The 25,057-nt window shown below is 66.2% G+C and carries 24 protein-coding genes, 10 tRNA genes and 2 pseudogenes; 11 read left to right on the top strand and 25 right to left on the bottom strand.

Going from position 1 to position 25,057, the window contains the following annotated elements; all coding sequences use genetic code 11:
* Positions 1 to 89 precede the first annotated feature (89 nt).
* Positions 90 to 992, top strand: a complete 903-nt coding sequence (locus tag A176_RS26735) for a MaoC/PaaZ C-terminal domain-containing protein (protein WP_002635549.1) — start codon at positions 90 to 92, stop codon at positions 990 to 992.
* A gap of 43 nt (positions 993 to 1,035) precedes the next feature.
* Here A176_RS26735 and A176_RS26730 read toward each other — a convergent pair whose 3' ends face one another.
* Positions 1,036 to 2,250: a polysaccharide deacetylase family protein gene (locus A176_RS26730; protein ID WP_002635550.1), complete on the bottom strand. Its 1,215-nt coding sequence runs from the start codon at positions 2,248 to 2,250 to the stop codon at positions 1,036 to 1,038.
* A gap of 213 nt (positions 2,251 to 2,463) precedes the next feature.
* Between A176_RS26730 and A176_RS26725 the strand changes: the two genes are divergently transcribed.
* A complete protein-coding gene (locus A176_RS26725; RefSeq protein ID WP_002635551.1) occupies positions 2,464 to 3,039 on the top strand; it encodes a hypothetical protein in 576 nt (191 codons plus the stop codon).
* Between the two features lie 10 nt (positions 3,040 to 3,049).
* Here A176_RS26725 and A176_RS26720 read toward each other — a convergent pair.
* The 8 genes and pseudogenes from A176_RS26720 to A176_RS39385 form a co-directional block, all read right to left on the bottom strand.
* Positions 3,050 to 5,871 (bottom strand): annotated as a pseudogene (locus A176_RS26720) (AAA family ATPase).
* Positions 5,872 to 5,987: 116 nt separating this feature from the next.
* Positions 5,988 to 6,587: a hypothetical protein gene (locus A176_RS26715; RefSeq protein WP_044889395.1), complete on the bottom strand. Its 600-nt coding sequence runs from the start codon at positions 6,585 to 6,587 to the stop codon at positions 5,988 to 5,990.
* Positions 6,588 to 6,732: 145 nt separating this feature from the next.
* A tRNA-Ser gene (locus tag A176_RS39015) sits at positions 6,733 to 6,818 on the bottom strand.
* A 166-nt stretch (positions 6,819 to 6,984) separates the two neighbouring features.
* Positions 6,985 to 7,527, bottom strand: a complete 543-nt coding sequence (locus A176_RS26710; protein ID WP_002635554.1) for an HNH endonuclease — start codon at positions 7,525 to 7,527, stop codon at positions 6,985 to 6,987.
* Positions 7,528 to 7,549: 22 nt separating this feature from the next.
* Positions 7,550 to 7,623 (bottom strand) — tRNA-Leu (locus A176_RS26705).
* A gap of 10 nt (positions 7,624 to 7,633) precedes the next feature.
* A tRNA-Ala gene (locus A176_RS26700) sits at positions 7,634 to 7,704 on the bottom strand.
* Positions 7,705 to 7,810: 106 nt separating this feature from the next.
* Positions 7,811 to 7,883: transfer RNA gene (locus A176_RS26695), tRNA-Phe, on the bottom strand.
* Positions 7,884 to 7,995: 112 nt separating this feature from the next.
* Entirely contained in the window at positions 7,996 to 8,154 is a 159-nt protein-coding gene (locus A176_RS39385) for a hypothetical protein (RefSeq protein ID WP_193409804.1), read from the bottom strand.
* 142 nt (positions 8,155 to 8,296) lie between these two features.
* Between A176_RS39385 and A176_RS26690 the strand changes: the two genes are divergently transcribed.
* The 3 genes from A176_RS26690 to A176_RS26680 all read left to right on the top strand — a co-directional run bounded on the left by A176_RS26690 (position 8,297) and on the right by A176_RS26680 (position 10,439).
* Positions 8,297 to 8,911: a bactofilin family protein gene (locus A176_RS26690; RefSeq protein ID WP_002635555.1), complete on the top strand. Its 615-nt coding sequence runs from the start codon at positions 8,297 to 8,299 to the stop codon at positions 8,909 to 8,911.
* Positions 8,912 to 9,034: 123 nt separating this feature from the next.
* Positions 9,035 to 9,403 carry a hypothetical protein gene (locus A176_RS26685; protein WP_002635556.1) on the top strand — a complete coding sequence of 123 codons (369 nt, stop codon included), beginning with the start codon at positions 9,035 to 9,037 and terminating at the stop codon, positions 9,401 to 9,403.
* Between the two features lie 88 nt (positions 9,404 to 9,491).
* A complete protein-coding gene (locus A176_RS26680; protein ID WP_002635557.1) occupies positions 9,492 to 10,439 on the top strand; it encodes a hypothetical protein in 948 nt (315 codons plus the stop codon).
* Between the two features lie 84 nt (positions 10,440 to 10,523).
* Here the strand turns inward: A176_RS26680 and A176_RS26675 are convergent, their stop codons facing one another.
* Positions 10,524 to 12,455: a c-type cytochrome gene (locus tag A176_RS26675; RefSeq protein WP_044889396.1), complete on the bottom strand. Its 1,932-nt coding sequence runs from the start codon at positions 12,453 to 12,455 to the stop codon at positions 10,524 to 10,526.
* A gap of 320 nt (positions 12,456 to 12,775) precedes the next feature.
* On the opposite strand from A176_RS26675, the gene A176_RS26670 reads away from it, so the two are divergent.
* From A176_RS26670 to A176_RS40245, 3 genes and pseudogenes are all read left to right on the top strand, one after another.
* Positions 12,776 to 13,426 carry a TetR/AcrR family transcriptional regulator gene (locus tag A176_RS26670; RefSeq protein ID WP_049872392.1) on the top strand — a complete coding sequence of 217 codons (651 nt, stop codon included), beginning with the start codon at positions 12,776 to 12,778 and terminating at the stop codon, positions 13,424 to 13,426.
* A 666-nt stretch (positions 13,427 to 14,092) separates the two neighbouring features.
* Positions 14,093 to 14,446: pseudogene (locus A176_RS40250) on the top strand (metallophosphoesterase); the annotation flags it as partial.
* A gap of 121 nt (positions 14,447 to 14,567) precedes the next feature.
* Positions 14,568 to 14,750 (top strand): hypothetical protein, encoded by a 183-nt coding sequence (locus A176_RS40245; protein WP_226994442.1) that lies wholly within the window; start codon positions 14,568 to 14,570, stop codon positions 14,748 to 14,750.
* Between the two features lie 53 nt (positions 14,751 to 14,803).
* Here A176_RS40245 and A176_RS38330 read toward each other — a convergent pair whose 3' ends face one another.
* The 3 genes from A176_RS38330 to A176_RS26660 form a co-directional block, all read right to left on the bottom strand.
* A complete protein-coding gene (locus A176_RS38330) occupies positions 14,804 to 15,133 on the bottom strand; it encodes a transposase (protein WP_158513114.1) in 330 nt (109 codons plus the stop codon).
* The gene (locus A176_RS38325) at positions 15,052 to 15,471 is read right to left on the bottom strand and encodes an IS5 family transposase (RefSeq protein ID WP_082282837.1); all 420 of its coding nucleotides are present in this window, start codon (positions 15,469 to 15,471) and stop codon (positions 15,052 to 15,054) included. The genes A176_RS38330 and A176_RS38325 overlap by 82 nt, the downstream gene beginning before the upstream one ends.
* A 173-nt stretch (positions 15,472 to 15,644) precedes the next feature.
* A complete protein-coding gene (locus A176_RS26660; protein ID WP_044889397.1) occupies positions 15,645 to 15,986 on the bottom strand; it encodes a hypothetical protein in 342 nt (113 codons plus the stop codon).
* A gap of 661 nt (positions 15,987 to 16,647) precedes the next feature.
* Between A176_RS26660 and A176_RS38320 the strand changes: the two genes are divergently transcribed.
* The gene (locus tag A176_RS38320; RefSeq protein ID WP_158513108.1) at positions 16,648 to 17,727 is read left to right on the top strand and encodes a M12 family metallopeptidase; all 1,080 of its coding nucleotides are present in this window, start codon (positions 16,648 to 16,650) and stop codon (positions 17,725 to 17,727) included.
* Positions 17,728 to 17,914: 187 nt separating this feature from the next.
* On the opposite strand, the gene A176_RS26655 is transcribed toward A176_RS38320, so the two are convergent.
* From A176_RS26655 to A176_RS26620, 9 genes are all read right to left on the bottom strand, one after another.
* Positions 17,915 to 19,138, bottom strand: a complete 1,224-nt coding sequence (locus A176_RS26655; protein WP_021781034.1) for an IS701 family transposase — start codon at positions 19,136 to 19,138, stop codon at positions 17,915 to 17,917.
* A gap of 120 nt (positions 19,139 to 19,258) precedes the next feature.
* Positions 19,259 to 19,331 (bottom strand) — tRNA-Asn (locus A176_RS26650).
* A gap of 6 nt (positions 19,332 to 19,337) precedes the next feature.
* Positions 19,338 to 19,407: transfer RNA gene (locus A176_RS26645), tRNA-Gln, on the bottom strand.
* A 7-nt stretch (positions 19,408 to 19,414) separates the two neighbouring features.
* Positions 19,415 to 19,489 (bottom strand) — tRNA-Pro (locus A176_RS26640).
* Positions 19,490 to 19,517: 28 nt separating this feature from the next.
* A tRNA-Lys gene (locus tag A176_RS26635) sits at positions 19,518 to 19,588 on the bottom strand.
* 6 nt (positions 19,589 to 19,594) lie between these two features.
* Positions 19,595 to 19,668 (bottom strand) — tRNA-Pro (locus tag A176_RS26630).
* Positions 19,669 to 19,687: 19 nt separating this feature from the next.
* Positions 19,688 to 19,773 (bottom strand) — tRNA-Tyr (locus A176_RS26625).
* Positions 19,774 to 19,868: 95 nt separating this feature from the next.
* Positions 19,869 to 20,003 (bottom strand): hypothetical protein, encoded by a 135-nt coding sequence (locus A176_RS40815; protein WP_002638336.1) that lies wholly within the window; start codon positions 20,001 to 20,003, stop codon positions 19,869 to 19,871.
* A 166-nt stretch (positions 20,004 to 20,169) separates the two neighbouring features.
* On the bottom strand, positions 20,170 to 21,189 hold the full coding sequence (locus A176_RS26620) for an AraC family transcriptional regulator (protein WP_044889398.1): 1,020 nt from the start codon (positions 21,187 to 21,189) through the stop codon (positions 20,170 to 20,172).
* A 94-nt stretch (positions 21,190 to 21,283) separates the two neighbouring features.
* Here A176_RS26620 and A176_RS26615 point away from each other — a divergent pair, with 94 nt between their 5' ends.
* Positions 21,284 to 21,877, top strand: coding sequence for a malonic semialdehyde reductase (locus tag A176_RS26615; RefSeq protein WP_002638334.1), 594 nt, complete (start codon positions 21,284 to 21,286; stop codon positions 21,875 to 21,877).
* An 8-nt stretch (positions 21,878 to 21,885) separates the two neighbouring features.
* Here the strand turns inward: A176_RS26615 and A176_RS26610 are convergent, their stop codons facing one another.
* The 3 genes from A176_RS26610 to A176_RS26600 form a co-directional block, all read right to left on the bottom strand.
* Complete coding sequence (locus A176_RS26610) at positions 21,886 to 22,455, bottom strand: HesA/MoeB/ThiF family protein (RefSeq protein ID WP_002638333.1); 570 nt, start codon at positions 22,453 to 22,455, stop codon at positions 21,886 to 21,888.
* A gap of 9 nt (positions 22,456 to 22,464) precedes the next feature.
* Complete coding sequence (locus A176_RS26605; RefSeq protein WP_002638332.1) at positions 22,465 to 22,713, bottom strand: hypothetical protein; 249 nt, start codon at positions 22,711 to 22,713, stop codon at positions 22,465 to 22,467.
* Between the two features lie 166 nt (positions 22,714 to 22,879).
* Positions 22,880 to 24,187, bottom strand: coding sequence for a S8 family peptidase (locus tag A176_RS26600; RefSeq protein WP_021781035.1), 1,308 nt, complete (start codon positions 24,185 to 24,187; stop codon positions 22,880 to 22,882).
* A gap of 166 nt (positions 24,188 to 24,353) precedes the next feature.
* Here A176_RS26600 and A176_RS26595 point away from each other — a divergent pair, with 166 nt between their 5' ends.
* Positions 24,354 to 25,055 (top strand): endonuclease V, encoded by a 702-nt coding sequence (locus tag A176_RS26595; protein ID WP_002638330.1) that lies wholly within the window; start codon positions 24,354 to 24,356, stop codon positions 25,053 to 25,055.
* Positions 25,056 to 25,057: the final 2 nt, after the last annotated feature.

Here is a 25,057-nt window from a genome sequence, read left to right as displayed (position 1 = left end):
CGCGTCCGACGTCGACTCTCTACTTCTCGACAAGGCTCGCACGTGCTGCCATGGGGGCTCGTCTGACTGCGTCATTCTGGAGCCCCAACGTGTCCCACACTGCGCCCTCGCTGGAGCTGTCCAAGCCCCCCTTGCTCGCCAGGGAGTTGCTGCGTGCCGCCGTGGCGCGCAGGCCCGCTCGCCCGGGGGAGGTGCCCCGGCTGGATGTCCGCGTGCAAGGCTTCACGCCCGACCCCAAGCAGCTCGCGCGCTACCGGGAGGTGTGTGGGTTTCCAGCGGACGGCGACCTGCCATTGACGTTCCCGCAGGTGTTCGCGATGCCGCTGCACCTCACCCTGCTCAACCACCCCGCCTTTCCCTATCGGCTGTTGGGCATGGTGCACGTGCGCAATCACATCCACCAGCGCCAGCGCCTGTCCGCGGGGGGCCGTTACTCCATCCATGCGTGGGTCGAAGGTCAGCGCGAGGCACGGCAGGGCCGTGAGCTGGATCTGCACACGGAGGTGGAAGAGAACGGCACTCTCGTGTGGCGCGCGGTCACCACCATGCTCCGCCGGCTCCCTGGCATGGGGGAGCGTCCGCGTGAGGCCGCGCGCGCGCCCGCCACGGATGAGGCGCAGCTCTTCGCGAACAGCCGTCCCGCGAGCTGGTCCGTCCCGGAGAACGCGGGGCGCCGTTACGCTCGGGCCTCGGGGGACTACAACCCCATCCACCTGTATGGCCTCACGGCGCGGCCCTTTGGTTTTCCGCGGGCCATCGTCCATGGGATGTGGACGGTGGGTCGCTGCGTGGCGGAGATGGGCGAGGCCGCGGAAGCACCCGTGCTCACGCTCACCTCGGAGTTCCGCCGCCCGTTGCTGCTGCCCTCGCGGGTCATCTTCCAGACCGCGCCGCAGGCCGGTGGCGACGTGGCCTACCGGGTGATGGCCGAGGACGGTCAGCCGCACGTGCTGGGCCGCTTGTCCTCCACCGAGGCGTCGCCATCACCGTGAACTCCGCACGGGGCCGCGTGCGGGTGGGTGCGACCCTTCCGGTTCAGTTCGGCAGGAACACCACATCATCCAGGTACACCACGGGCTGGTCGGTGCCGGAGTCGTCCTGGAAGTAGATGTCCTGCAGCATGCCCGTGCTCGCGCCGATGGAGGCGAGGGGAATGGTCACCTGCTGCCACGTGCCCGGGGCAATGGCCCCGCCGAGCGCGGTGTCCAGGCGGATGCTGCCCAGCACCTGGGCGCCGTCATGGAGGACCAGCCGCACGGCCTGTCCACCCACGGTGCCGCCATGCACCCAAAGGCGGAGGGACTGGTACTGCGACAAGTCTATCCCCGAGTGGTGGAACATCAGACCGTTCCAGGTGTCGGGCTCGAAGCGGATGGCGGACGTGCCGGAGTGCACCACGTTCGTCTCGTCGAGCGAGTGGTCCGCCCAGCTCCAGTTGGCGAAGCCGTTCTGCAGCCCGTCGGTGTAGACGAAGAACCCGGCCGTCAGGTCGGGATGGGTGCGCCGCTCCGTCAGGGCCACGCCCTCCGACAGCGTGACGGTGCGCACGCCGCTCGTCTGGACGTAGTCGAGGATGGCCTCGAAGTCGGACGTGACGTACTGGGTGTCCCGCGTGGGCGTCCCGTTCGTGAACTCGTGGAACACGAGGATGAGCCAGCTCTTCTCCAAGATGGCCTGGTCCACCCAGCCCTGCACCGCACTGACGGGAACGTTACGGGCCACGTCATTGGCGCGCAGGTCGTAGACGACGGTGTCGCGGAAGTTGCGGCCCGCGTTCACCGTGCGGCTGCTGGCGTAGTGCTGGCGGATGACGTCCAGGACCGGGCCGTTCTGCAGTCCGAAGGGCACGACGAGGTTCGGGACGGCGGGCAGCCCGAGCGCGGTCTCCAACCAGGCGCGGGAGTCCCGGAGCTCGGAGAGAAGCTGGGGCGGGGTGAGCGAAGTCAGGTCCGGGTGGGTCAACGTGTGGCTGGCGATGTCGTTTCCCTCGGAGACGAGCGTTTGGGCCTGGGTCAGTGTCATGTATCCACCCCATCCCTCGGCGATGGCGCGGGTGACGAGCCCGTAGGTCGCGGGGATGTCTCGGGAATTGAGCTCGGGGCGCGCCAGCGTGTACTGGGTGGTCCAGCCGTCATCCAGGGTGATGGTGACCATGCCCTCGGTGAAGGGCTTCGCGGCGGACGCGGGCCCCGCCAGCGTCAGGAACAGCAGTGTGACCAGGCCTTTACAAATCTTCAGCGAATCGGACATGGCGTTCCCCCCACCGCATTGAGTCAGTCCCCAGCGGTATGACAAATCCGATAACAGACGCGCCGGACGCCGGGCAACCGGCCGGGCCCGCGCCGGACGCCGTCTCTCCGAGGGGGGAGGGCGGTGATGACACCCGTGCGGGGCGGGGGATTCGAATAGGAAGGCCCCGTGTTCGTCCGAGTCACCGTAGGCCCTGCAAAAGGAACCCGCTGCATGAAGAAAGTCGCCGTGCTCGCATGTCTGTTGGGTCTGTTGGGAGCGATTCCCGCACAGGCCGCCGAGCTGAAGGACGTGTTCGGCCGTGAGGTCCCCGTTGGGAAGGGCCGGCCCACGCTGGTGCTGTACGCCAACCGGGGCTCGCGGGAGGAGCTCCGTCAGCACGCCTACTCGTTCATCTACGACCTGCGCGCGGAGCGGCCCATCGTCCTGATTCACGTGGACCTGCGAGACGTCCCGGGGCTCTTCAAGGGCATGGCTCGGGGCGAAATCAAGAAGAGCCACCGCGAGTCCATCGAGCACATGAAGAACATCTTCCGCCAGCACGGCGAGTCACCGCCGTCGTCCGAGTTGGAGGAGTCCCTCTTCATGGTGGCGGATTCCAAGGGGGAGCCGCACCAGTCCATGGGGCTGAAGAAGGGCTTTGACCGGGTGGTCGCCCAGGTGCTGAGCCCCTCCGGTCAGGAAGTAGCACGAGGCCCCTTCCCGGAGAGCGCCCGCCGGCTCGGCGAGTCCATGGCCTCCAACTCGGAGGACCTGTCGACGTTCCGAATCGTGGACATGTCCCGCTGACGCCGTGTCCTCAGGTGCTGGTCGTGGGGGGCTCCGCGGGAGGCCGTGAAATCCACGCGGCGATGAAGACGTCCAGCTCGCCGCGCAGCACGTCCTTGACGCGCGGGGTGCCCGCGCCGGTGCGAGGGTCCTCCACCCGGGGGCTTCGCCCCAGATAGTACCGCCGAGCCTCGTCCGTGTTGCTGCCCTGTCCGGCGACGACACGCGCGGCGATGTCCTTCATCTCCTCCACCTCGGCCGCGCCGGCGAGGGTGAGCACGCGGCCGGACGACTCGTCCTTCACCGTCACCTCGGTGCGCACGCGTTGCAGGTAGGCGCCCTCGTGGCTCTTCATCGGGCGGCCCTGGACCTCCAGCAGCTCCAGCTCCTCCTGCGTCATGGTGCCGCCACGGTGGACGCGCACGTAGGCGCGCTGGCGCTTCTCGTCCTCCAACCGCCGGTGCATGCCCGCCTCCCCCGCGAGGAAGCCGTAGGCGCCAGGGCCTGCGATGCGCACGACGACGCGCGCGGGTTCCTCGGCCTCGGCCACGGCGACGGCCTCGTAGCCTCGCCGCTGCGCCCAGCCCAGATACATGGTGGCCAGCTCCTGCACCCAGGTGACCTGGGACTCCGCCGAGTCACTGGCGCAGATGTCCACCAGCGCCTCGGTGTCCTGGGTGGAGGCGCCCGAGGCATGGAGGGCCTCCGCCATCTGCACCTCGCGCGCGACGTCCTCCACCTGCCGTGCGGCGGACGCGAGCTGCACCTCGTTCTTCGCCTCGCGCACCAGCCGGCGCGCGAAGAGACAGGCCGCCTCCAGCCGCTCCTGCTCGTTGAGGTGGGCCTCCACGGTGCGGAAGGCGCGGATGACCTCCGCCGCGTGCGTGGGGTCGTCCCAGAGGTTGGGCGCCTGGGTCTCCGCCAGCAGCGCCGCGCGCCGCTTCTCCAGCTCGGGACGGCCCGCGGACTCCGCCAGGGCTCGGGCCTTGCCCACCAGCCGGTCCATCTCGAACAGGAGCGACTTCCTGTCGAGCCGCCGCTTCACCGGTGCCGCGCGCGCGGACGGCAGCAGCAACTGCGCGGTGGGTGAGGGCGGCGGGGCAGCGGGCTCCGCCACGGCGGTGACGCGGCCTCCCGTCCGGGCCTCGACGCGGACGGGCGTGCCCGGAGGCAGCGGCCGGCGGGCAATCTCCACCGCGAGCGCGGCGGTGAGCGTCTTCTCGATTTCACGCTGCAGGTACCGCGCGCCGAACTGCGGCGAATAGCCCCGCTCCACCAGCAGGTCCACCACGGCGGGCGTCACCTCCACGTCCAGGGCGCGCGCGCGGATGCCCTCGCGTTGCAGCACGCGACCGACCTCGCGCTGGGCAATCTTGCGGATGTCCACCTTGGACAGCGGCCGGAAGTGGCAGATGGCGTCGAAGCGGTTGAGGAACTCCGGGCGGAAGGCCTCGCTGATGCGCCGGTCCACCTCGGGCACCATCTCCTCCGTGCGGCGCGTGCCCGTGAAGCCCATGCCGGACTCGCGGTACACCTCCGCGCCCACGTTGGACGTGGCGACGATGAGCGTGTTGTTGCACGACACCGTCTCGCCGGCGCCGTTGACGAAGGTGCCCTCGTCGAAGAGCTGGAGGAAGCGGTCGTGGACGCTTCGCGCCGCCTTCTCGAACTCGTCGAGCAGCAGCACGGTGAACACCTTGCCGTCGAGCAGCGCGCTCAGCTCCCCGCGCCGCGTCTCCAAGGCCGGAGCCCATGACGCGCCGAACGGGACGCTCTCATCCCCGTCGTTCGGGTAGTCCGCCATGTTGAGGCGCACCAGCCTGTCCGCCGAGCCGAAGAGATACTCCGCCAGCAGCTTGGCGAGCTGCGTCTTGCCCACGCCGGTGGGGCCCGCGAAGAGGAAGACGCCCAGCGGACGGCGCGGGTCGTTGAGGCCCGCCTTGAGCAGCGCCACGGAGCGCAGCACCGCGCCCACCGCGTCCGTCTGCCCCAGCAGGCGCTCCCCGAAGAAGCGCTCCGTCTCATCCAGGTCCAGGGGCATCGCGTCGTCCACGACGAAGCGAGGCAGCCTCGTGGCCGCGCAGAAGCGGCTGAGCACGTCCTCCGGGCCCACGTGGTCCTTGGCCGCGCTCGCCGCTTCGGCCGCCGTCTCCTTGAGCAGCTCGATGGCCTTGCGCGGCATGCGCTGCGCGAGCAGGAACTTGGACGACAGCCGCAGCGCCAGGTCACACGCCGTCGGGTCGATGGGCAGGCGCAGCTCGCGCTCCAGCTCCTCCGCGACGCGGCCCAGCACCCACCGCGCCTTCTCCATCGTGGGCTCGTGCAGCGGGAGCAGGTGGAGCCGTTCTGCCAGCGCTTCATCGGAGCGGAGCAGCTCCTGGACGCGCTTGGGCTCCGTCTCGAAGATGAAGCGCAGGCCGCCGGTGCGCAGGCCCCGCACGGCGACCGGTGCCAGGGGGCCCCCGAGAGCGGCGGGCAGGTCCCGGATGTAGACGATGGGACGGGGGTGCCGGGCCAGATAGGCCAGCAGCTCCTCGAAGCTCTCGGCGGCCTGGCGCTGGGTGCTGCGCGCCAGGATGTTGGCGACGGAGACCTCCACCAGCCGGGCGTTGGCCAGCTCCGCGTCCACGCGGCCCTCGGCGATGCGCCGCGCCACCTCCTGGACCAGGGCGCTCTTGCCCACGCCGGCCTCACCCGCCAGCAGCGGATGCTTGCCCCACGCGTCAACAGCCCGAGCACTTCCGTCACCGCCGCGTCCACGCCGTGGGCGGCTGGCAGCTTGTTCTCCCGCGCCAGCGCGGTGAGGTCGCGGTCGATGAGCCGCTCCTGGTCCTCGCTCTTCCTCGTCGCCATGTCGTCTCAGCCGCCCCCTCGCCGGGAGCGCACTCTAACCCCGCTCAACGGCCGAGGTGAGCGCGCAATCCCGGTCAAATGCATGCCACGCAAGGGAGCGGCCGTGGCGGCCCGGCTCAAGGGGCGGGGGGCGGGGCCATCCCTGGCTGGGCCGGAGGAACGGCCCGGAGGTATTCGTAGATGGCCTTCAGATCCTGGTCGCGCATCTTCGCGTAGATGGGCCAGGGCATCACCGGGATGATGGCACCGTGTTCACGGCCCGTCCGCATCAGGGTGAGGAACTCCGCGTAGGTCATGCCGCCCGGGAGGCCCTGGGCATCCGGGGTGATGTTGGAGGAGACGATGCCCGGGCCGAAGGGCCTGCCTCCCGCGAGGAAGTTCGTGGTGTTGATTTGTTCGGGCTGCCCCTGGAAGGGGTCACCCCCGGGGAGGTACCCCGGCTGGGTGTGACAGTCGCTGCAGCCGGACTGGGCATTGACGATGTAGCTCCCCAGTCCCACGAGGTTCGCGTCCAGGCCCTCCATCTTGAGGGGCACGGGGGAGATGTTCATCCCGATGTCGATGCGTTCCTGGTCCTCGGCACCCACGGGGACTTGCGACTGTTCGCCCCCGGGAGGCTCCTCCGGGACGGCGTCATCCGACCCGCAGCCGGTGCCCGCCGCGATGCCCAGGCACACCCAACCCACTGCCCATCGACCCCACCGCGCATGCCTCATGTGGCTGTCTCCCTGCCAGGCCGGGATGGCCCAATCGCGGGAGCGTAGGAATGTGGGGTGGCTCCGCCATGCTGCGTGTCGGTGTCACGTCCCGTCGCGTCGCGCACAGTCGTGCGTCGCGGGTGCCCGGTGGGGCAGGCGGAGCGGAAGCCGGAGGACTCGAACCTCGGGCCGGAGAACCGGCTCGCGCCCGTTAGCAGCGGGGCCTGGCGCCATCGCCAGTTCAGCTTCCAGAAAAACAGCCAGCAGCGACATCCCGCCTGCTGGCGCGCGGGGACGGCCGATGGGGTGGGAGCCGCCTCTGGCGAACTCCCGGACCTCCGAGTGCGTCCGCCACCGGGGCGGGACACTCAGGAGGCGGAAGCCACCTCGGGTGGCTCCCCTTTCCCCTGGGGCCTTACTCCTCCAGCTCCACATGCCAGTAGGCGACGTCCCTGAGGAACTTCGCCCACGACATGGGCATGCCCTTCTCGAACATGAACGTCAGGTGCATCGACTCGGGGAGCTTGCGCGGCTTCCCGGGCGTGGTGCGCAGGGCCATGCGCGCCTGCTCCGGCGTGCGGTTGCCCTTCTTCTGATTGCAGGGCACGCACGCGATGACGATGTTCTCCCAGCTCGTCTTGCCGCCTTGTGCGCGTGGCAGGACGTGGTCGTACGTGGCCTCCGGGCGCGTCACCTTGAGGCCGCAGTACTGGCAGCGGCACTTGTCGCGCAGGTAGACGTTCTCCCGGCTGAACTTCACGCCCTTGGGCCGCCGCCGCAGACCGCGAATGAAGCGGATGACGGAGGGCATGCGAATCTCCACCGTCACCGAGCGCACGAGGCGGTCCTCGTACTCCTCGACGACCTCGACCTTGCCTTGGAAGATGAGCATGACCGCCCGTTGCCAGGGAACTCGGGCGACGGGCTCGAACGATTGACTCAGGACCAGCGTCTCCATGACACGGAGCCTCTTGGGGTTGTGCCGGAGACGGGAGTCGAACCCGTACCCTCCAGGTTCTCGACCTGGTGCCTCTACCGATTGGGCTACCCCGGCGGGGGTGAAGTGGATTCGCCGGGATTCGAACCCGGATCCCTCGGGTGCAAGCCGAGTGCTCTCCCGTTGAGCTACGTACCCATGTGCTGCGCGAGCAGGCCGCCAGGGAATCGAACCCTGCGTGCGCGGATTTGGAGTCCAAGCTGCTCCCAAAGCGCGGCCTATGAAGGACTGCATGCTGCTGGAGTGCCGGCCCCCGGAGTCGAACCGGGTCCTCCTGTGCTTCAAACAGGCGCGCGGACCGCCTACGCCAGACCGGCGAACACTCGACGTACCTCGGAGGAGCGGGGCCCTGAAAACCGAGAGGCCGGGTCCCCTGGATGGGAGCCCGGCCTCTGCGTGGCTTGGCGCGCCGGTGACGGAGCGCGAGCTTCAGCAGGGGACGGGCGGATGGCCGCCAAACTGGCCAAATCCCACGAGGCACTTCGCGTCGAAGCTCGCGAAGGAGCAGGAGGCGGCGGCGAGCTGGGGCCAGAGGCTGTTGAGGTCGCTGCGCTTCATCGGGTTCGTCCGCACCGTCAACGTCGTCATGGTCGCCGCTCCATTCGCCGGGTTCAGACGGCGATGGATTTTCGTCCCTGACACGGCGGCCGTTTCTCGGGACTCGTTAATGGCCCTACGCATCCAGGCGGACGTATCCTGGGGGCCATATCTTCGTTCAAGGGTCCACTCGATGAATCCACACACGCTCAAGTCGCTCAAGAAGCAGAAACTCATCAAGAAAGCCGACGAGGACCTCGACCTCAGTGAAGTCGTCCAGGACGAGGACATCAGTGACTCCCTTGATGAGGGCGTGTGGATTCATGAGGGCGATCTGACCCTCGACGGCGAGCTCTCCGTCACCGAGGGCGCCTTGATTGTTCAAGGCAACCTCACGGTGAGTGAGTCGGTCTCCACCGACGAGACGGGAACGATCGTCGTGACGGGCGACCTCGCCTGTCGGCATCTCTACCTCGAAGGCAACCTCGAGGTGCAAGGGAACGCGAGCGTGCGCGGCGTCGTGTATGGCTTCTACGAGGCCGGATGTTCTCGCGTCATGGGCACGATGAAAGCGCGCATCGGTCTGTTCGGAAACCATGACTGGGAATGCGACGACGAGACCTACGAGACCTACGCGCGTTTCTCAAACAACCACGAGTTGCATGAAGGTGAGCCCGAGGCGCTGCGCAAGGCACTTGGCGAGAAGGCCTTCGCCGGTCTGGGACGTATGATGGGGCTGCGCGAGGACGATGCGCCGGAGGCCGCCGACAACGCGGCCTATGGCCTCGCGCTTCTCAAGGACCTCTGAGAGATAGACGCTCACGCAGAGCGCCGCCTGTTTGGGGTGACTCCTGGCGAAGGCCCCGCACGCATCAAGAGTGGGCCTTCGCCAGGGGGCAGACTTGAAGTCCGATTCCCCTGAGGTCTCGACATGCGCGAAGTCTCGAAGCCCACCCTGATTCTCTCGGTCTGCGCCGTCGGCATCCTCATGGCCGCGGGAGCGATGTGGTGGATGGGCAGGACGAGCATCCTCTTCGTCAATGGGTCGGAACGGGAGCTGCGGAGTCTGGAGGTGAAGTTCCCGGGACGCACCTGCCGGTACGAAAATGTTGCTCCTCAATCCGAGCTCCAGTGTGAGGGGCGGGCGGACGGGGATGGCAACGTCGAGGTCTCGTATCGTTTCGATGAAGGGGCCGAACTCGGCGTGTTTTCGACGAAGTACGTCAATTCCGCGCTGGGGTGGCGGGGCTCCCTGGTGCTGCGGCCCGATGGTACCGTTGACGCCACCGGGGCGCGGTAGCGCCTGCGAGAGGGGCAGCGCTCTTGCGTCGACCCCTTGAGTGCGCGTCGCGAAGATTTACCTCTGGCCCTACGAGAGTTTGCGCCGCATGTCCGACAGCGAAGCCCGCCAGTTCGTCCTTGATGCCTTGCTGCTGGTGAAGGCGGTTCCCATCGCCGCCGACCGTATCGCGGTTCTGTGTCACTACCAGCCAGCCCTCGCTGAAGGACTGCACCTGAGTCAGGTGCTGACGGTGGATTTCGACGGCCGCTGGAGCGACATCGGCCGATTCCGCTGGCATGGCGTCGACATGGCGCTGCGGGGCGGAGCTGAACTGTTGGTGTTGGGGCGTGATGGCCAGGTGGGCTCGATTCTCGCTGGCAATGTCAGCGAATCATGGCTCGAGGAGGGCCGAGCCATGGGGCCGATGCGCGGCATCGTGTCGAGCGGCGACGCGACGCTCGCATTTGGGATGAATCGTCATGTCTACATTTCCGACTCCACCACCTGGCGCCGTTTCGAGCACGGCTTCGATGACACCGCGCCGGGCGCCGAGATCGACTTCGACGCGCTGCTTGACGACATGGGCGGGCTGAATGCCGTGGCCCGCACGTCGGCCGACAGCGTCATCGCGGTCGGGATGAACGGTGAGATCTGGCGCAGCCCGATTGCCCGCGATGCCTGGGTGAAGGAAGCGTCGTCGACCCACGTCGGACTCAGCGCGGTATGCATCGAGGAAGACGGCGCCGAAGTGGCCGCGGGCCAGGCTGGCATCGTGCTGCGCAACACAGGCGGGGCCCACTGGACCGAGCAGCCCTACACCGGACCCCAGCGGCTCGACTTCACCGGGGCGGTCGCCGTGCCAGGGGGCGTGTTGCTGGCCGATGGGCACGCGCTGCGCCGACTGCGGAGCGGTACGCTCGAACAGGTCACCATGGGGACGCCCGAGGTGGTGCCGGCGGTCAAGCTCTCGGCCGGCTTCGGTCTGGTTGTCGGCTGCGCGCCGAAGGAGCTGTTCTTCTCGCGCGACGGCCTCTCATGGACCTTGCTGCTTTGAGATGTGCGGCTTCTGTCTCGCCACTCAGCTCATCGCAGTGCCGGAGCGTGGTGAGCGAATCCCCGCCACGCTCCGGCGGAGGACTCACAACGTCTTCATGTACTCGATCAGCGCGGTGCGCTCCGCATCCGTCAGCACGTCGGTGAACGTGTGGCCCGAGTTGGACTGGCTGAACATCCGGGTGTTGTAGATTTTGCGAGCCTCGATATCCGAGTTCGAGAAGCTCGGGGCCACGATGCTGCCGAGGAGGTTCCAGGCTAGCGCGCCGTTTCCGTACAGCAGTGACAGCCCGCTCTCGATGAGTGGCGTCTCGTTCGGATCCCACGGATTGCAGTGGTTGAACGGCGAGAAGGTTAGGTAGCTGCACGGAATCGTGTCGTACTTCCACCCGACCTTGGTCGGGTCATAGGCCTTCGCGAGGTCGGTCTCGAATCCCATCACGACCCCGAACCGCTGCGGCTTCGACTTGCGACGCCAGATGCGCGGGCGGTCCGACGACTTGAGCAAGCTCCAGAGGTCGGGCACCGAGCCGTTATGAAAGTAGGGGGCGGACGCCCAGATGCCGTAGAGCGGCTGCGCGAGATAGCCAATCATGTTGTACTTGTCGGCGCACCCTTCCTGACCGTTGTATCCGAAGAAGCTGTACCTGGCTTGGGTCGCGATGGCTCCGTCGTTGGCAAGCATTCGGGCGTCATCGGTGTCGATGACGTCGATCGGCGTGAGATTGGCCGCCATGCCTTCGAACATGGGCGTGGCGAGGAAGCTCGGATCGTTCACGTAGCGCGGCGCGTAGGCGCCATGGCAGCTCGCGCACGAGCCGTTGCCGACTTGCTGCGGCTTCACGACCGGGTTGTTGCGGTTCGCTGCCCATAGATCGAGCGTGTGGAACAAAACCGACCCTTGCTCCGCGAGTTCCGTGTTGACCGGCAGAGGGTAGGCCGGCGACTTCAGGCCAAGCATCCAGGTGTTCGCCTGGTACTCGTTGTCGAGGATCCAGTCGTAGCCTTCCTGGTAGTTCGGCAGTGCGGCGCCCGGCATGTACCACGAGAGTTCGATGCGCGTGGCGTCGCTGCTCATCCCGGCGTCGAAGAACTTCACCGGCCGGTGCCCGAGGTTCCACCAGTTCGGCGGGTCTTCCGTACCGGTCGAGCCGGCCGCCCAGATCTCCGGATTGAGGAAGACGCCGGGAATCGTCCCGTCGGGGTCGAAGATCGTGAGCAGGGCGAAGAGCTGGAAGTTGGTGATGTTCCCCGTACCGCGGATGCGGTTCAGGGAGGCGATCGTGAAGGCGGGGTTGAGGCCTCCGAGCTCGCCCAGGAACAGGGTCACGTCGGTGAGGCCGTTGGTGCCGTGCAACGCCCCGAGGCCCTCGCCGTCGCTCGCCCGGCCAATCTGGCCGCTGTGACAGACCGAACACGTGACGCCAATCTGGCCGCTCCACGAGCCGTCGGGCTTGCGTGTCTGAGTCAGCGCCATCGGTAGCTGGCCGGAGCCACCATTCGTTCGGTTCGGATCCTCGAACGGGAGAGGATAGGGATTGCGCTGTGGGCTGAGCGGGATGCCGTAGCGCTCGGCGACGAGGTTGTCGAAGTCGGAAGGGCGAAACGGCAGGCCCCACTTCAGCCACAGCGCGTTGTAGTGGGACGCCGACATCGACCAGAGACTCCATGCGGAATGGCCGCTGAACTCCCATCCGGCATCGGGACTTCCATTTCCGCCGAGCAGTCGCCCTCCGGCCGCGCTGGTCGACCGCAGCTCGCCACACGTCAGCGGAGACCGGCCCATGCACGAGTTCCACCCCACGTTGAAGACGACGTTCTTGTTCGACGTCGGCGTCACGAGTGACCGTGGGTCGGGCGGTAAAGGCGTCGCATCGGACTTGCCCGTACAGAACTCGAACCAGGGGTGCCCGCCACGTTTGCTGCCGAGCAGGTCGGATTGCGCTGCCGCGGGTGTGGCGCCCGCGCTCACAAAACACATCGCGACAAGAACGCTTCGAGTCAGACGTGCCGTCATGACGTCCCTCCTCCTGGCATCCTGTGGGTCGGTCGGATGGGGCCTCGGTCTGACCGGATGAGCGCGTGCTCGAAGACGCCAGTTTCCGAGTCACACATTGGGTATGAGCTCATTTCACGCGCGCCCCGAAAAGGGACATTTGTCGCGAAAGTGTCGTAGGCGACATTTGTCGCCTAATGGTCTCGGACGAGCGTCAGGGGGGGCGCGGGTCGCTGGCGAAGCTGGGATTGCTTCCCGCCGGGTTGTCGCGCGAACCCTGGCGTGGAAGAACCCGTTCCTCCGACTTCGAGTCCGCGACGAACGCAGTGGGGTCAAGTGCCATGCCTGACGATGCGCGTCACTCCGCGTCCAACCCAGATTTCGTGGCGCGCAAGCCGCAGCAGCAGCGCGCCAAGGTCCGGGTCGATACCGTGCTCCAGGCGGCGGAGGAGCTGCTGCTCGAATCAGGGCTTTCGGCCTTCTCGATCCCGACGCTGGCGGAACGTCTCGAATACCCTCGGTCGACGATCTACAAATTCTTTCCGACCCCGCAGGCCCTGCTCAACGAACTCGCGGAGCGCCAGCTCGGCGCGCTGGAAGCGCATCTGACGCGCCAGGCCCAAAGGCACGCGGGGGCCAAGGACTGGCAGGACCTGATTACGCGCATGGTTCATTCAGCGGCGGACTTCTACCGCACGCATCCGGCGGCGCAGGTCGTCCTGCTGACCGGGCCGGTCTCGGATGTGAGCTTTCGCGCGCTCGAATCCACGATCGCGCGCCTCGGCACGCTCGCGCGCGGCCTGCTCGCGACGCGCGGCATCGACATCCCGCAGGGATCGCCGGACATCGCGGCGCTGGCGGTGGAGTTCGGCACCGCGAGCCTCCGGACGTCCTTCTACCTTCATGGTCGCATGACGAACGAATACACCCAGGCCGCGGCCGATGTGATGCAGTCATTCCTGGCCATGCGGCTGGGATTGCCGCTGCGCTGAACCCTCTCCCCGGGGATTCAGCGGCCCATGCACGAAGGCCCCGCGATGTTCATCGCGAGGCCCGTGTAGAACAAAAGGGCCCTACCGGTTGATAGGGCCCTTCAATCAGCTCCCCGAACGAAGGCTTCTGCGAACCTGTTCTCGGCTTTTCTCTGAGAGGACTCAAACTCTCTGAGGGGTCGAAAGGCGAGTAATATTCAGGGGCTTCAAGGAAGGGGCTGCTGGCGCCCTTCAATCGGGGACCGATTGAATCTCCGCGAACTTCACTTCTCGTGGGCCCGGATATCATGACAAAGGGCCGCTGTTAGCTTCCCCCTTACAGGCGTGGAGGTGGGTGAGGGGCGCATTGTCTCGGGACGCGCGCACAGCGCGAGGGGCGAAGCGCTGGCCGAGAGTACCGCGGCCCTGGTCGCCGGGGCACGCAGTCGTCTTCGATGGGCTGGCGGTCGTTGGGCCCGGTCTAGCGGCCCCTTCGTTACGAGCGCTCAGTCTCTTGCATGCGCGGGACGGTTTAGGCGGTGCCTCGGTGACTCCGATTCCGCTTTGCCACTACAGGTGCTCGCTGGCCCCGTGCGCGCCTCACTTACTCGCCTCGACGCGCTTATCGCGGCCCTATCCGTCTGATGCTCGGGTGAACCCGAGGCAGCGGCGAGGCATACTGCGAGGATGCGCATCGTCGCCGTCTCGGACACCCACCTCTTCCACGACGAGCTCGTGATGCCCCCGGGCGACATCTTCGTCCACGCCGGCGACATGTGCCGCGCGGGGGACCTGGAAGAGCTCGCCCGGGTGGCGTCGTGGATTCGAGGCCTGTCCTACCGTCACAAGGTCATCGTCGCGGGCAACCACGACTGGGCCTTCGCCGACTCGCCCGGAGAGGCCCGGGCGCTTCTGGGCGAGGACGTCGTCTACCTGCAGGACGGCGAGGCCACCGTGGCGGGCCTGCGCTTCTGGGGAAGCCCCTCGCAGCCGGCATACAACGACTGGGCCTTCAACCTGCCTCGGGGCACCGCCCTCGCCAGCAAGTGGGCGGCTATCCCCGAGGGCCTCGATGTGCTCATCACCCACGGGCCTCCGGCGGGCTTCGGGGACCGCTCTTCCGTGGGGGGGGCGCGGCGGCTGCGCGGACCTGCGCGAGCGCGTGCTCACTGTGCGCCCTCGGCTACACCTGTTCGGCCACATCCACGACGATGGCGGGCTGTGGCGCGAAGGGGACACGTGCTTCGCCAACGTCACCACGTGGGAGTGCGAGCGCGCGCCTACCGTCCTCCAGTTCGACGCCCGGGGCGTGACAGAGGTGAGCATCCCTCCCGCCCGGCGCTGACTCGAGCTCCTTCACTCAACCGGGAGAGAGGACCCGCCGGCTCGTCATGCGCATCACTCACCGTCATAACGCGCTCTTGACGCACTCATGACGCAGCGGCCGAATTTTGGGTAGGCACAGCGGTCTAACGGCAACGCTCGTTTACGGCTCGGGTTCGAATGGATGACTGCTTTCATCCTGAGCTTTCGAACGTTGGCGCGGATGCGGTCAGCGTCATAGCCGGTGTCCGCAATGAAAGTGGCGCCTTCAGCGTGCACCAGAAGCTCTTCGGCCATTGTGGACTCGTGCTGCTGGCCGGGCGTCAGCGCGACGTGGAGCGGCTTACCGCCCGTCGTAGTGACGGCGTGAACTTTCGTTGAAAAACCTCCTCGAGAACGCCCCAAAGCATTGCTTCGGATCCCCCTTTTCCGCCCGCAGCGTGTTGATGCGCCCGGACGACCGATGCGTCAGCAAGGGAGCCAAGCTCATCCACATCGAGCCGCAGCGCCTTGAAGATGGCTTCCCAGCGTCCTGTCTTCGCCCAGCGATGGAACCGATTGTAGACCGTCTTCCAGTGACCGAACCGCTCGGGCAAGTCCCGCCACTGCACCCCGGTCTTCACGCGCCACACCACCGCATTGATGAAGTCACGGTCCCCTCGCTTCGAGCGAGGACCGCTCCTGGAGCCCAGCAGGGGCTCGATGCGGCTCCACTTGGCATCGCTCAGTTCATGTCGGCGCACAGCCCGCGTTGATCATGCCTGGCGCCAGGCCGCAACTCCAATTGAGGCCCTGCCCCAACGTGCCAGATAGCCGGCACGCCGGGTCGACTCTCGAACACGAGACCAGGGACAGCCCCTAGTGCGCCACTTCCGGGGAGCCCGCGCGCTGCGCGGGTTCCCGTCGCACTGGCCGTTCAGCCCAGCATCGTGTTGAGGAGCATCATCCCGCGCAAGGCCTCGGCATGGTCTCCTTTGGCCAGATCCAGGAAGACGAGGCGGTGGTTGTGCCCTCTGAGGTAGTTGGTCTGAATGCGCCACCGCTCGCTGGGTGGGGTGTTCAGCTCCAGGATGGCGGCACAGGTGAGGAGCAAGGCACTCAACTCCCGATGATAAGTGCGGTCGGGCGGCAGGAATACGTCCAAGTTAGGTTGGGGTCCTCCGAACTGGTTCTTGCCGAGGGCCACGGACAACCTGGTGTTGCTGAAGTCAATCACCTTGATAGGGACAGTGTAGAAGGGGATGCCCGTGGCACTCATGGTCGATGTTCCTTTGGTTGGCGCGGTGCTTTGTTTCCCATCGCGAAAGGCATACACGCCCCTGGTCGGCGGGCATATCAAGTCCTCTCTGATACCTTCGTGGGTATGTGCTGTCTGGGTTGCGGCTAGGCCCTGTCTGGCGCCATCGCCCACCGACGTACAGGGCCTAGGGCCGCCCGAGCCCTGCAGTGGAACTGCCTCCCATCGGTACCCATGGCCTACCTCGAGCCGGTCATGAGCATCAAGTGGCACCGCGCCGAGGAGGCGCCCGGTCAGGCCCGGCTGCGGAAGGCATATTTCAAATGGGCACCCAGGCCCAAGGAGAAGCACCGCAGTTTCTCTAGCGCGCTAGGTTCCGTTCGTCGAGGCGGGAGCTCATGCAAGGCTCGGGAACGGAAGAGTTCGACCTGGTTGGACGCGCAATGCCCTGCTTTGACCGCCCAGACGCATGATGATAGCCATTCATTGTCAATCCCGCAGGACATAACGAGGAACCTGAATGAGCACTTCTGTCTTGTTGAGAGCGCTGCTCCCAGTTCTGATGTGTGGCGCCATTCTCGCGGCCTGTGGAGATCCACAGTTGCCCCGCTCCGAGACGGCTGTTCCCCAGTCAGGCCAAGCGGAGTTGGTAACTGCGGATATAGAACTGCCAGGACTAGGCGTGCAGCGAATCACCTATGAGCGGAAGGGCGGCAGAGCTATTTTCGAGGGCGACATCATCATTGATGAGCGTCCAGGGAACACGGTGAACGCCGCATCCGTCGGGAGGGAAAGCAGAGATTTTCGATGGTTCGATCGCACGATTCCGTATGTCATCGACCCGAACCTTCCCAGTCCCAGTCGCGTAACAAGCGCGATTGCACATTGGGAGGCGAACACATCCATTCGCTTCAGGCCCCGCACTAATGAGCCAGACTATGTGAGATTCATGCTCAGTCCAGATGCCGCAAACTGTGCATCATTTGTTGGCAGGAGAATGGGTGTGCAGGATGTGGAATTGGGCGGCGAGTGTAGCGTGGGGACAGTTATCCACGAAATCGGCCATGTTGTTGGGCTGTTTCATGAACATACTCGTTCTGATAGAGATGGCTATGTGACGGTGGTGGACGAGAACATCCTTCCGGGTCGAGCTCACAACTTCTGGAAGCGAAACACCGATGAGTCACTGAATGTTGGTGGCTATGATTATAAATCAATCATGCACTACTCCCCCAGTGCGTTCAGTGCCAATGGTTTGCCGACGATTATTCGCAAGGATGGCGGTAGTGCATCGGAAATGGGGCAGCGCAATGGCTTGAGCAATAATGATCGTCAGGGAGTTGAGTACCTTTATAGTCGTCCGAATATAATAATGAGCGCGATGGACGAAACTCGTTGCCTGGAGGTCGCAGGGGGAATTCCCGCTTCACAAACTCCTGTCCAAATCTGGACCTGCAACGGCACGACCGCGCAGAGTTGGTATCGAACTGCCCAGAGGGAACTGCGAAGTGCCCTTGCTCCGGACCTTTGTCTGGACGTGGTCAATGGCTATCCCACGGCTGGCACCCGGGTGCAGGTCTATCAGTGCAATGGGGGATTGGCTCAGAAATGGAACATTGTCAATGGAAGACAGTTGAGAAGCGCCCTGGGTGATTCACTTTGCTTGGACGCCATTAACGGAGATCCTACCCCGGGGACGAAAATCCAGATTTGGACTTGCAACTCTGGAAGTCCACAGAATTGGCATCCGTTGCATTGGTAGTGCGAGTCCTACAGTTGCAGTTTGAACCGCGCCTTTCGGGCGCGGTAGTGGCGCTGCATGGCCACGGGTTGGTGGTGGCGTCGCCAGCGACTCCAGTCCAGGACATGCGCAATCGGAGCTTCTGCTCGCCGCAGGAGCGCCACCAGAAGCGCTCGCACTTCCTGGACGGAGTCGCGGACGAATGCCGTCAGTGAAGGCCGCGCCGGGCGAGAAACGCTCGCATTGGGTTTCTGCGTCTCGGCAGGCCGAGCGCTTTTGGGGGCAGCCCCTCCTGGAGTTGCAGATTGGCCATGGCACGCGCGGCAGCGAGAAAGACGTGGGCCACCAGGCACAACGTCATGTGTCGATGCCAAGCCGTCCAGGTGCGCACCTCATAGTCGGCGAGGCCCACCTCGTTCTTGGCGGATTCGAAGTCCTCCTCCACGGCCCACCGACTACCCGCCGCGCGCACCATCGACTCCAGCGAGGCATTGCGTCGGGCATGGGCGACGTAGAAGGCCACCTTGCCGTCCGCGAGACCTCTGCGAAATAGCAGCCACCGCGACAGGCCCAGGTGCCGGTTGAGACGGATGCGCGCCCAGGCATAGAGGCGTGGGCCTTTGGTGCCTGCGCCCGCGGGTAGACGCGCCCAGGCCTCCGGAGGTACCTCCTTCACCATGTCGCCCGGCTTCACCTGGTAGAAGCCGCGCCAAACGTGCGTGTTGGAGGCCACTGCCAGCACGTAGGGCTGGTGCAAGTCTTCGAGGAGTCGGCGCAGCGTACTGTCGCGTCCATAGACTTCGTCCCCCACCACCCACGCGGGCTTCAGTCCCGCGCCCAGCGCCCGCTGCAGCATGCCTTGCGCCAAAGCCGGTTTGGATTCGAAGCTCACCTCGTCCGGAATCCCTCCCGCCTGACGGCGGGCAGAGTCCTCCGTCCATGGCTGGGGCAGGTACAGCTCCCGGTCCACCAGCGCATGCCCCAGAGGCGTCACGTACGAGAGAAAGACGCCTACCTGCGCGTTCTCCACCTTGCCCGCCGTGCCCGTGTACTGGCGCGCGACGCCCACGGACTTCTCTCCCTTCTTCAGGAAGCCCGTCTCGTCCACCGCAAGAATGCCGCCTTCCCCCAACGCCCTGCGTGCGTACTCCAGCACGTCGTCGCGCACCGCATCCGCGTCCCACTTCGCTCGCAGCAGCAGGTGCTGGAAGGTATAGGGCGCTCGATGCCCTGCATCCTCCGAAAGGCCCCACATATTCTTGCGCTGCGCCCGCCCTAGCAGGGCTTTCACGTACTCGACGGCGGCGGCATGCGCCTCGCGCCGGCGGAAATGCGGCTGCAGCCAAGCGCCTATCGACTCCAGCTCCGTCACGAGACGGCCAACCAGCCGGACTTCCGGTGCCTGGGCCTCTGTGTCTGATGGTTGCTGCATGGGAAGTCTCGCTCCTCGCACTCCTGTTACTTCAACAGGAGGAGGACTGCGGAGTCTTCCGAACTACAACTGTAGGATTAACCGAAAAGGCCCTGCCGGTTTGCAGGCCCTGTCAATCAGCTCCCCAGGAGGGATTCGAACCCTCGACCCCGCGGTTAACAGCCGCGTGCTCTGCCAATTGAGCTACCGGGGAATGCGAAACCTCCGGAGGGAGTCGAACCCTCGCCTCCCGCTTCAGAGGCGGGTGCTCGACCGATGAGCTACGGAGGAATAGAATCTGGGTAGCAGGATTTGAACCTGCGGCCTCACGGATCCGAACCGTGCGCTCTGGCCAGACTGAGCTACACCCAGAAAGTGATTGGACAGCCGGGGAATGCGATACCTCCGGAGGGATTCGAACCCTCACCATCCGCTTAAGAGGCGGGTGCTCTACCAATGAGCTACGGAGGCGTGAAATCTGGGTGGCAGGATTTGAACCTGCGGCCTCACGGACCCGAACCGTGCGCTCTGCCAGACTGAGCTACACCCAGAGAACTGTGTGACTGTGATTGGGGACGCTGGGAGTCGAACCCAGCGGGCCCTGACGGGCTCCTGCTCTACAGGCAGACGCGTCTTCCGTAACGCTCTACGTCCCCGGAAGGCAGGGGGCCTGGAAAGACTGAAGGCCGGGTCCCCTGCTGGGAGCCCGGCCTCTGTGATGCGTGGCGCGCCCTTGGCGGGTGCGCATGCGTCAGCAGGAGTCGGGCGGACTGAAGGAATACGCGCGGAAGCCGCCAGCAAGAAGGAACGGGGCCGCGTCGATGTTGAACCGGGGGTTGCTTGGATATTGACCGCGCTTCGGATTCTTCTGCGACGTCTTCGTCATGGCCACCGCTCCTTTCATGAGGGAAGGGACGCGGCGGAAATTCGCCCCTGACAATCCGGCGCGGAAAAGAGTGTCTGTGCAGTCACCCGCGGAGGCCCCGGCGTCTATGTGCGAGGGCCGGATGGCCACGGCTACGCGTTCGTCACCACGGTGCCTGGAAGGACGCTCATTCGGACGTGGACTCATCGTCGAGACGCACACGCTCGCGCTCGCTCTTTCGATACGACCCGGGGCGTTCTCCACGGAAGCGCACGAAGGCGCGGCTGAAGGAGGGGACACTCTCGTAGCCCACCCGCGCGGCGATTTCGTCAAGGGCGTGGTCCGTGTCGCGCAAGAGCTCCGCCGCGCGGGTGATGCGCCAGCGCGCGATGTATTCGAGCGGCGGCTCACCCACGAGGTCGGTGAAACGTGCCGCGAAGGTGGAGCGCGAGAGCCCCACCCGCGCGCCAAGCGACGCGACGGTCCACGGGGCTCCCGGTCGTTGATGGATGAGCCCCAGCGCCTCGCGGATGGGTGCGTCGCCCAACGCGGCGATGCCGCGGTGCTTGCATCCCTGTTCGGGGGAGCCGCTGCGCGTCGCAAGAGAGCGCAGCGCTTGGATGAACAACACGTCCGCGAGCCGCTGGAGCACGAGCAGGCTCGCCGGGCCGGGCTGTGCCGCTTCCGCGAGGAGGAGTTGGAGCGTGGCCGCGACCCAGGGCGCCGTCGTGCGGTCGTTCGGGCTGAGTGTCACCACGCGGGGCAGGCTCGCCAGGAGGGAGGGCGGGCGGCCCCCGAGATCGAAGAAGCCAGTCAGCATCGACGTTGGGGCGCCCGTACCTCCCAGGTGCCTGGGGCCTGGCTCCGTGCACCGTCTGCCGTCATGGGCGTCGAGCGGTAGGGTGGTCTCGGCGTCGCGGAGGACATGCTCCGTTCCATGGGGGATGAAGGCCGCGTCTCCGACGGAGAGCTCGATGGGCTCCTCGCCTTCAACCTCGAGCCGGCCCGAGCCACGCGCGATGAGGTAGAAGACCGCTCGTTCGTGCGCTCGGAGCCTCAACCCCCAGGGAGCCCTCGCCTCGACGCGCTTGTAGAGCACGTTGCGCAGGAGCGAGACGCCCAGCACGTCCGCCAGGGCATCGCCGCGTGGATCCTCAAAGTCCAGCTCGACCGGACGTTCAGATATTTTATTCGGACGACGTGGCATTGAGCGTCCATAACGCGCCCCGTATCTAAAGGCCAATCTCGTTGCGCGCGGCCCCGCCTTTGGGGACGAAGTCGCACGCCGGAAAGGCAACGCCATGTCCGAAGCCCGTCACGAGGAGCTCTCGCTCCTCTTCCGAGACGCACGTACGCACAATACCTGGCTCGACCGCCCCGTCGACGACGCGCTCCTCGCGCGGCTCTACGAACTCTCACGAATGGGGCCCACGAGCGCGAACACCCACCCGATGCGGATGGTCTTCGTGAAGAGCGCCGAGGCGAAAGCGAAGCTTCTCCCCTCGGTGATGCCGCTCAACGTCGACAAGGTGCGCGCCGCGCCTGTGACCGCCATCGTGGCCTATGACACGGCATTCTACGAGTGGATGCCCCAGTTGTTCCCAGCACGCCCGGAGATGCGCGAGTTCTTCGGTGGCTTGCCCGAGGACGGCCGCACGAAGCTCGCGGAGCAGGGCTCGTTCCTCAGCGCGGGCTACGTGATTCTCGCCGCGCGTGCGCTCGGGCTCGATGTCGGGCCGCTCGGAGGATTCGATCAGATGTCGGTGGACGCCACGTTCTTCCCTGACGGCAAGTGGCGGAGCCTCCTGCTCTTGAATCTCGGTTACGGCGATGCCGCCGGGCTTTATCCGAGAAACCCACGGCTCTCGTTCGAGCAGGCGTGCCGGGTGGCTTGAGTCACGCGTCAGGACATGACCGTGCTCAGGTTCACGATGGAGTCACGGCGGGTGCCGTGCTTCATGAAGTCCTGGACGGTGCGTGCCAGGGTGGCTGCGAGCAAGCCCAGAAGCGGGAGGTGCGCGCCGCCTTCACAGGTGGCCTGGCCCGGCGTGTCCTCGGCATCCGGGACGAAGTGCTCATCCCAGCGCACCAGGCCAAAGGTCCCGTCGCCGCTCACGGCGCCGTGGACCAGGGGCTTTCCCGCGCGGCGTGCGAAGTCGCTGAGCAGCAAGCGGCTGTCACGGTTGTCCATGCAGTCCACCAGCAGGTCGGCTCCACCGCACAGCGCCTCGACGTTGTCCCGGGTGATGCGCACGCCGTGGGCCTCGGTCTTCACGCCGTGCAGGTTGAGGAACTGGAGCTTCAGGGCCTCCGCCTTGTTCTTGCCCACGGAGGGCTTCACATACGCCTGGGCGAGCAGGTTCTTGGACTCGACCCGGTCGAAGTCGACGAAGACGAGGGTGGCCTCGAGGTTGCGGCACAGCACCGCAGCGGTGGAGCCAATGGCGCCCACGCCACAGAAGACGATTCGCATGGCGTGTCCTCAGCGGGCGCCGAAGGGGACCTTGGGTCGCAGGTAGATGCGCTCCTCGCCCCGGGCACCACGGAACCGGTCCACGACGAAGTGCGCGAAGGCCTCGTGGTGAAGCTGGCTCAGGTGAAGGCCGGGCACTCCGCCCGAGCGGACCAACTCCGTCGCGATGCGACGGATGTCCGCGTCCGCCACGTGGCCGTCGAACTCCACGGGGACATCCGCGGACATTCCGTCATAGGTGATGTTGAGCGTCGCCATGGTCTTCCGTGCCTCCTGTGCATCCCCCCGGTGCACGAAGGCGTACCGGGCGGAACTTCACGCCGGGACGGCCATGGAGACATCCTCCTGACGGCGTGGGCCGAGCGCGGACGAAAGGAGTCCGCGTCCTGGCCTGAGCGAAACCCGGGGTGCGCCCCGGAGTGGCCTACCGCTGCCCGCTGCTGCTGACCACGGCGGGCTTGGGCAGGAAGTCCTTGATCTGCACCACGGGCAGGCCCGGAATCGCGGTGATGAACCCCGAGTAGGCCATCAGGTTGGGCGAGCACCAGCCCGGGTTCTTCACCGTGTCGGACGTGGCGTTGGTGAACACGGCGTCGGCCACCACGGAGGGGGCCGCCGTGGGGTTCACCTCGAGGAACAGCGCGGCCAGGCCCGTCACGTGCGGGGTCGCCATGGACGTGCCGCTGAGCTCCCGGCTCTCCTTGTCGCCGTAGTGCCAGGACGACTGGATCTTGTTCCCGGGCGCGAAGACGTCCACGCAGTCACCCCAGTTGGAGAACGAGGCGCGCTTGTCCTTGCTGTCCGTGGCCGCCACGGTGATGGCCTCCGCCGTGCGCGCCGGAGAGTGCTTGCACGCGTCGCTGTCCTCGTTGCCGGCGGCGACGACGTAGGTGATGCCCGCGGCGATGGAGCGGCGGACCGCTTCGTCCAGCGCGGGGTCCGTGTCGCTGCCCAGGCTCATGTTGGCGACAGCGGGGGACACGTGATTCTTGGTGACCCAGTCCACGCCCGCAATGACGCCAGACGTGGAGCCCGAGCCGTCACAGCCCAGCACGCGGACGGAGTGGACAATCGCGTTGCGGGCCAGCCCGTAGGTCGAACCCGCCGCCGTGCCCGCCACGTGCGTGCCGTGGCCGTTGCAGTCGTTGCCGCGCATGCTGTCACCCACGGCGTCGAAGCCGACGGAGGCCCGGCCCCCGAACTCGCGGTGGGAGAAGCGGACACCCGTGTCCAGGATGTAGATGTGGACGCCCTGGCCCGTGGCGCTGAACGTGTAGAGCCGGTCCAGCGGCAGCTTGCGCTGGTCCATCCGGTCGATGCCCCAGGTGGGGCTCTGCTGGCTCTCGGCGATGGTGACCACGCCGTTCTCCTGGACGTAGTCCACTGCGGGGTCGCTGGCCATGGCGCGGGCCTGGGCCTCGGTCATCTTGCTCGCGAAACCGCGCAACGCATTCTCATACATCGCGAAAGCGGTGCCGCCATAAGCCGTGGTGAGGTCCGTGGTGGCTTGTTTGACTTCAACCTGCGCCAGGCTCTGCGCGGGTGATTTCAGGACGACAATGTATTCACCCGGGATCTTCTTGCGCACCGTGATGAACTTGCCGGCCAACTTCTGCCCCACGGTGGGCCTGCCGACTGAACGGTCCCTGCAGGGAACCTGTTGTGACGCGCATGCCCCCATCAGCATCATCATGGTGACGGAGACGAACAGGTTCAGTGTGTGTCGATTCATGTTTCACCCAGAGGAATTGGTTGTGATGGGTAAAACGGGTGTACATCAAAAGCGGTTTTTTCCTGAATAAGGCCGGAGGGATGAGACTGCGGTTCGTGATTGAACACGTCTGGGAACATGCACCGCAGGCGCTCCGTCACCAGATTGGCGCTGGAGGTGCTCTCGGATGGAGCGACAGTCGGAGGCGGGGCGCTGGGACGTGACGCCCTCGGAGGCGGTGGAGTTGCAGCGCCGGTTGCGTGAGCAGTTGGTGTTGCGGCCGCCTCCCGGCTTGAAGGTCGAACGCATCGCGGGCGCCGACATCTCCACGGAGAAATGGAAGGACACGGGCTTCGGAGGCTTCGTGGTGCTGGACCTGGCCTCGCTCCAGCCGGTGGCGCAGTCTGGCGCGGCGGTGACGCTGCGCTTCCCCTACGTTCCGGGCCTGCTGTCCTTCCGCGAGCTGCCCATTCTGGAAGTCGCCTGGGCGCGGCTCTCCGTGCGCCCCGACGTGGTCATCTTCGATGGTCATGGCACCGCGCATCCCCGGCGCATGGGGATTGCGTGTCATGGGGGCTTGCTGCTCGGCATTCCGTCCATTGGCTGCGGGAAGTCCCTGCTCGTGGGAACGCATGGGCCACTGGGCGAGGCACGCGGCTCCACCACACCCCTCATGCACCGGGGCGAAGTCGTGGGCATGGCGGTGCGCACGCGCAAGGGTGTGCAGCCCGTGTACGTTTCCCCGGGCCACCTGATGGATCTGCCCACGGCGGTGGAGCTGGTGCTCGCGGTGAGCCCGAAGTTCCGAGAACCGGAGACCACCCGGCACGCGCACCGGCTCGTCAACGCGCTCCGTCGCGCGGGTGGCGAGGCCGCGGAGGTCGAATAACC

It is taken from the genome of Myxococcus hansupus (genome assembly GCF_000280925.3).
Classification (GTDB): domain Bacteria; phylum Myxococcota; class Myxococcia; order Myxococcales; family Myxococcaceae; genus Myxococcus; species Myxococcus hansupus.
The sequence above is the reverse complement of the archived record's forward strand: the minus strand, read 5'-3'. Positions and strand labels throughout refer to the sequence as shown.

Bases quoted from the DNA above. Each gene is read 5' to 3' on its own strand.
- A176_RS26730 (WP_002635550.1), bottom strand. From the start codon at position 2,250: ATGTCCGATTCGCTGAAGATTTGTAAAGGCCTGGTCACACTGCTGTTC.
- A176_RS26725 (WP_002635551.1), top strand. From the start codon at position 2,464: ATGAAGAAAGTCGCCGTGCTCGCATGTCTGTTGGGTCTGTTGGGAGCG.
- A176_RS26715 (WP_044889395.1), bottom strand. From the start codon at position 6,587: ATGAGGCATGCGCGGTGGGGTCGATGGGCAGTGGGTTGGGTGTGCCTG.
- A176_RS26710 (WP_002635554.1), bottom strand. From the start codon at position 7,527: ATGGAGACGCTGGTCCTGAGTCAATCGTTCGAGCCCGTCGCCCGAGTT.
- A176_RS39385 (WP_193409804.1), bottom strand. From the start codon at position 8,154: ATGACGACGTTGACGGTGCGGACGAACCCGATGAAGCGCAGCGACCTC.
- A176_RS26690 (WP_002635555.1), top strand. From the start codon at position 8,297: ATGAATCCACACACGCTCAAGTCGCTCAAGAAGCAGAAACTCATCAAG.
- A176_RS26685 (WP_002635556.1), top strand. From the start codon at position 9,035: ATGCGCGAAGTCTCGAAGCCCACCCTGATTCTCTCGGTCTGCGCCGTC.
- A176_RS26680 (WP_002635557.1), top strand. From the start codon at position 9,492: ATGTCCGACAGCGAAGCCCGCCAGTTCGTCCTTGATGCCTTGCTGCTG.
- A176_RS26675 (WP_044889396.1), bottom strand. From the start codon at position 12,455: ATGACGGCACGTCTGACTCGAAGCGTTCTTGTCGCGATGTGTTTTGTG.
- A176_RS26670 (WP_049872392.1), top strand. From the start codon at position 12,776: ATGCCTGACGATGCGCGTCACTCCGCGTCCAACCCAGATTTCGTGGCG.
- A176_RS26660 (WP_044889397.1), bottom strand. From the start codon at position 15,986: ATGAGTGCCACGGGCATCCCCTTCTACACTGTCCCTATCAAGGTGATT.
- A176_RS26655 (WP_021781034.1), bottom strand. From the start codon at position 19,138: ATGCAGCAACCATCAGACACAGAGGCCCAGGCACCGGAAGTCCGGCTG.
- A176_RS40815 (WP_002638336.1), bottom strand. From the start codon at position 20,003: ATGACGAAGACGTCGCAGAAGAATCCGAAGCGCGGTCAATATCCAAGC.
- A176_RS26620 (WP_044889398.1), bottom strand. From the start codon at position 21,189: ATGCCACGTCGTCCGAATAAAATATCTGAACGTCCGGTCGAGCTGGAC.
- A176_RS26615 (WP_002638334.1), top strand. From the start codon at position 21,284: ATGTCCGAAGCCCGTCACGAGGAGCTCTCGCTCCTCTTCCGAGACGCA.
- A176_RS26610 (WP_002638333.1), bottom strand. From the start codon at position 22,455: ATGCGAATCGTCTTCTGTGGCGTGGGCGCCATTGGCTCCACCGCTGCG.
- A176_RS26605 (WP_002638332.1), bottom strand. From the start codon at position 22,713: ATGGCGACGCTCAACATCACCTATGACGGAATGTCCGCGGATGTCCCC.
- A176_RS26600 (WP_021781035.1), bottom strand. From the start codon at position 24,187: ATGAATCGACACACACTGAACCTGTTCGTCTCCGTCACCATGATGATG.
- A176_RS26595 (WP_002638330.1), top strand. From the start codon at position 24,354: ATGGAGCGACAGTCGGAGGCGGGGCGCTGGGACGTGACGCCCTCGGAG.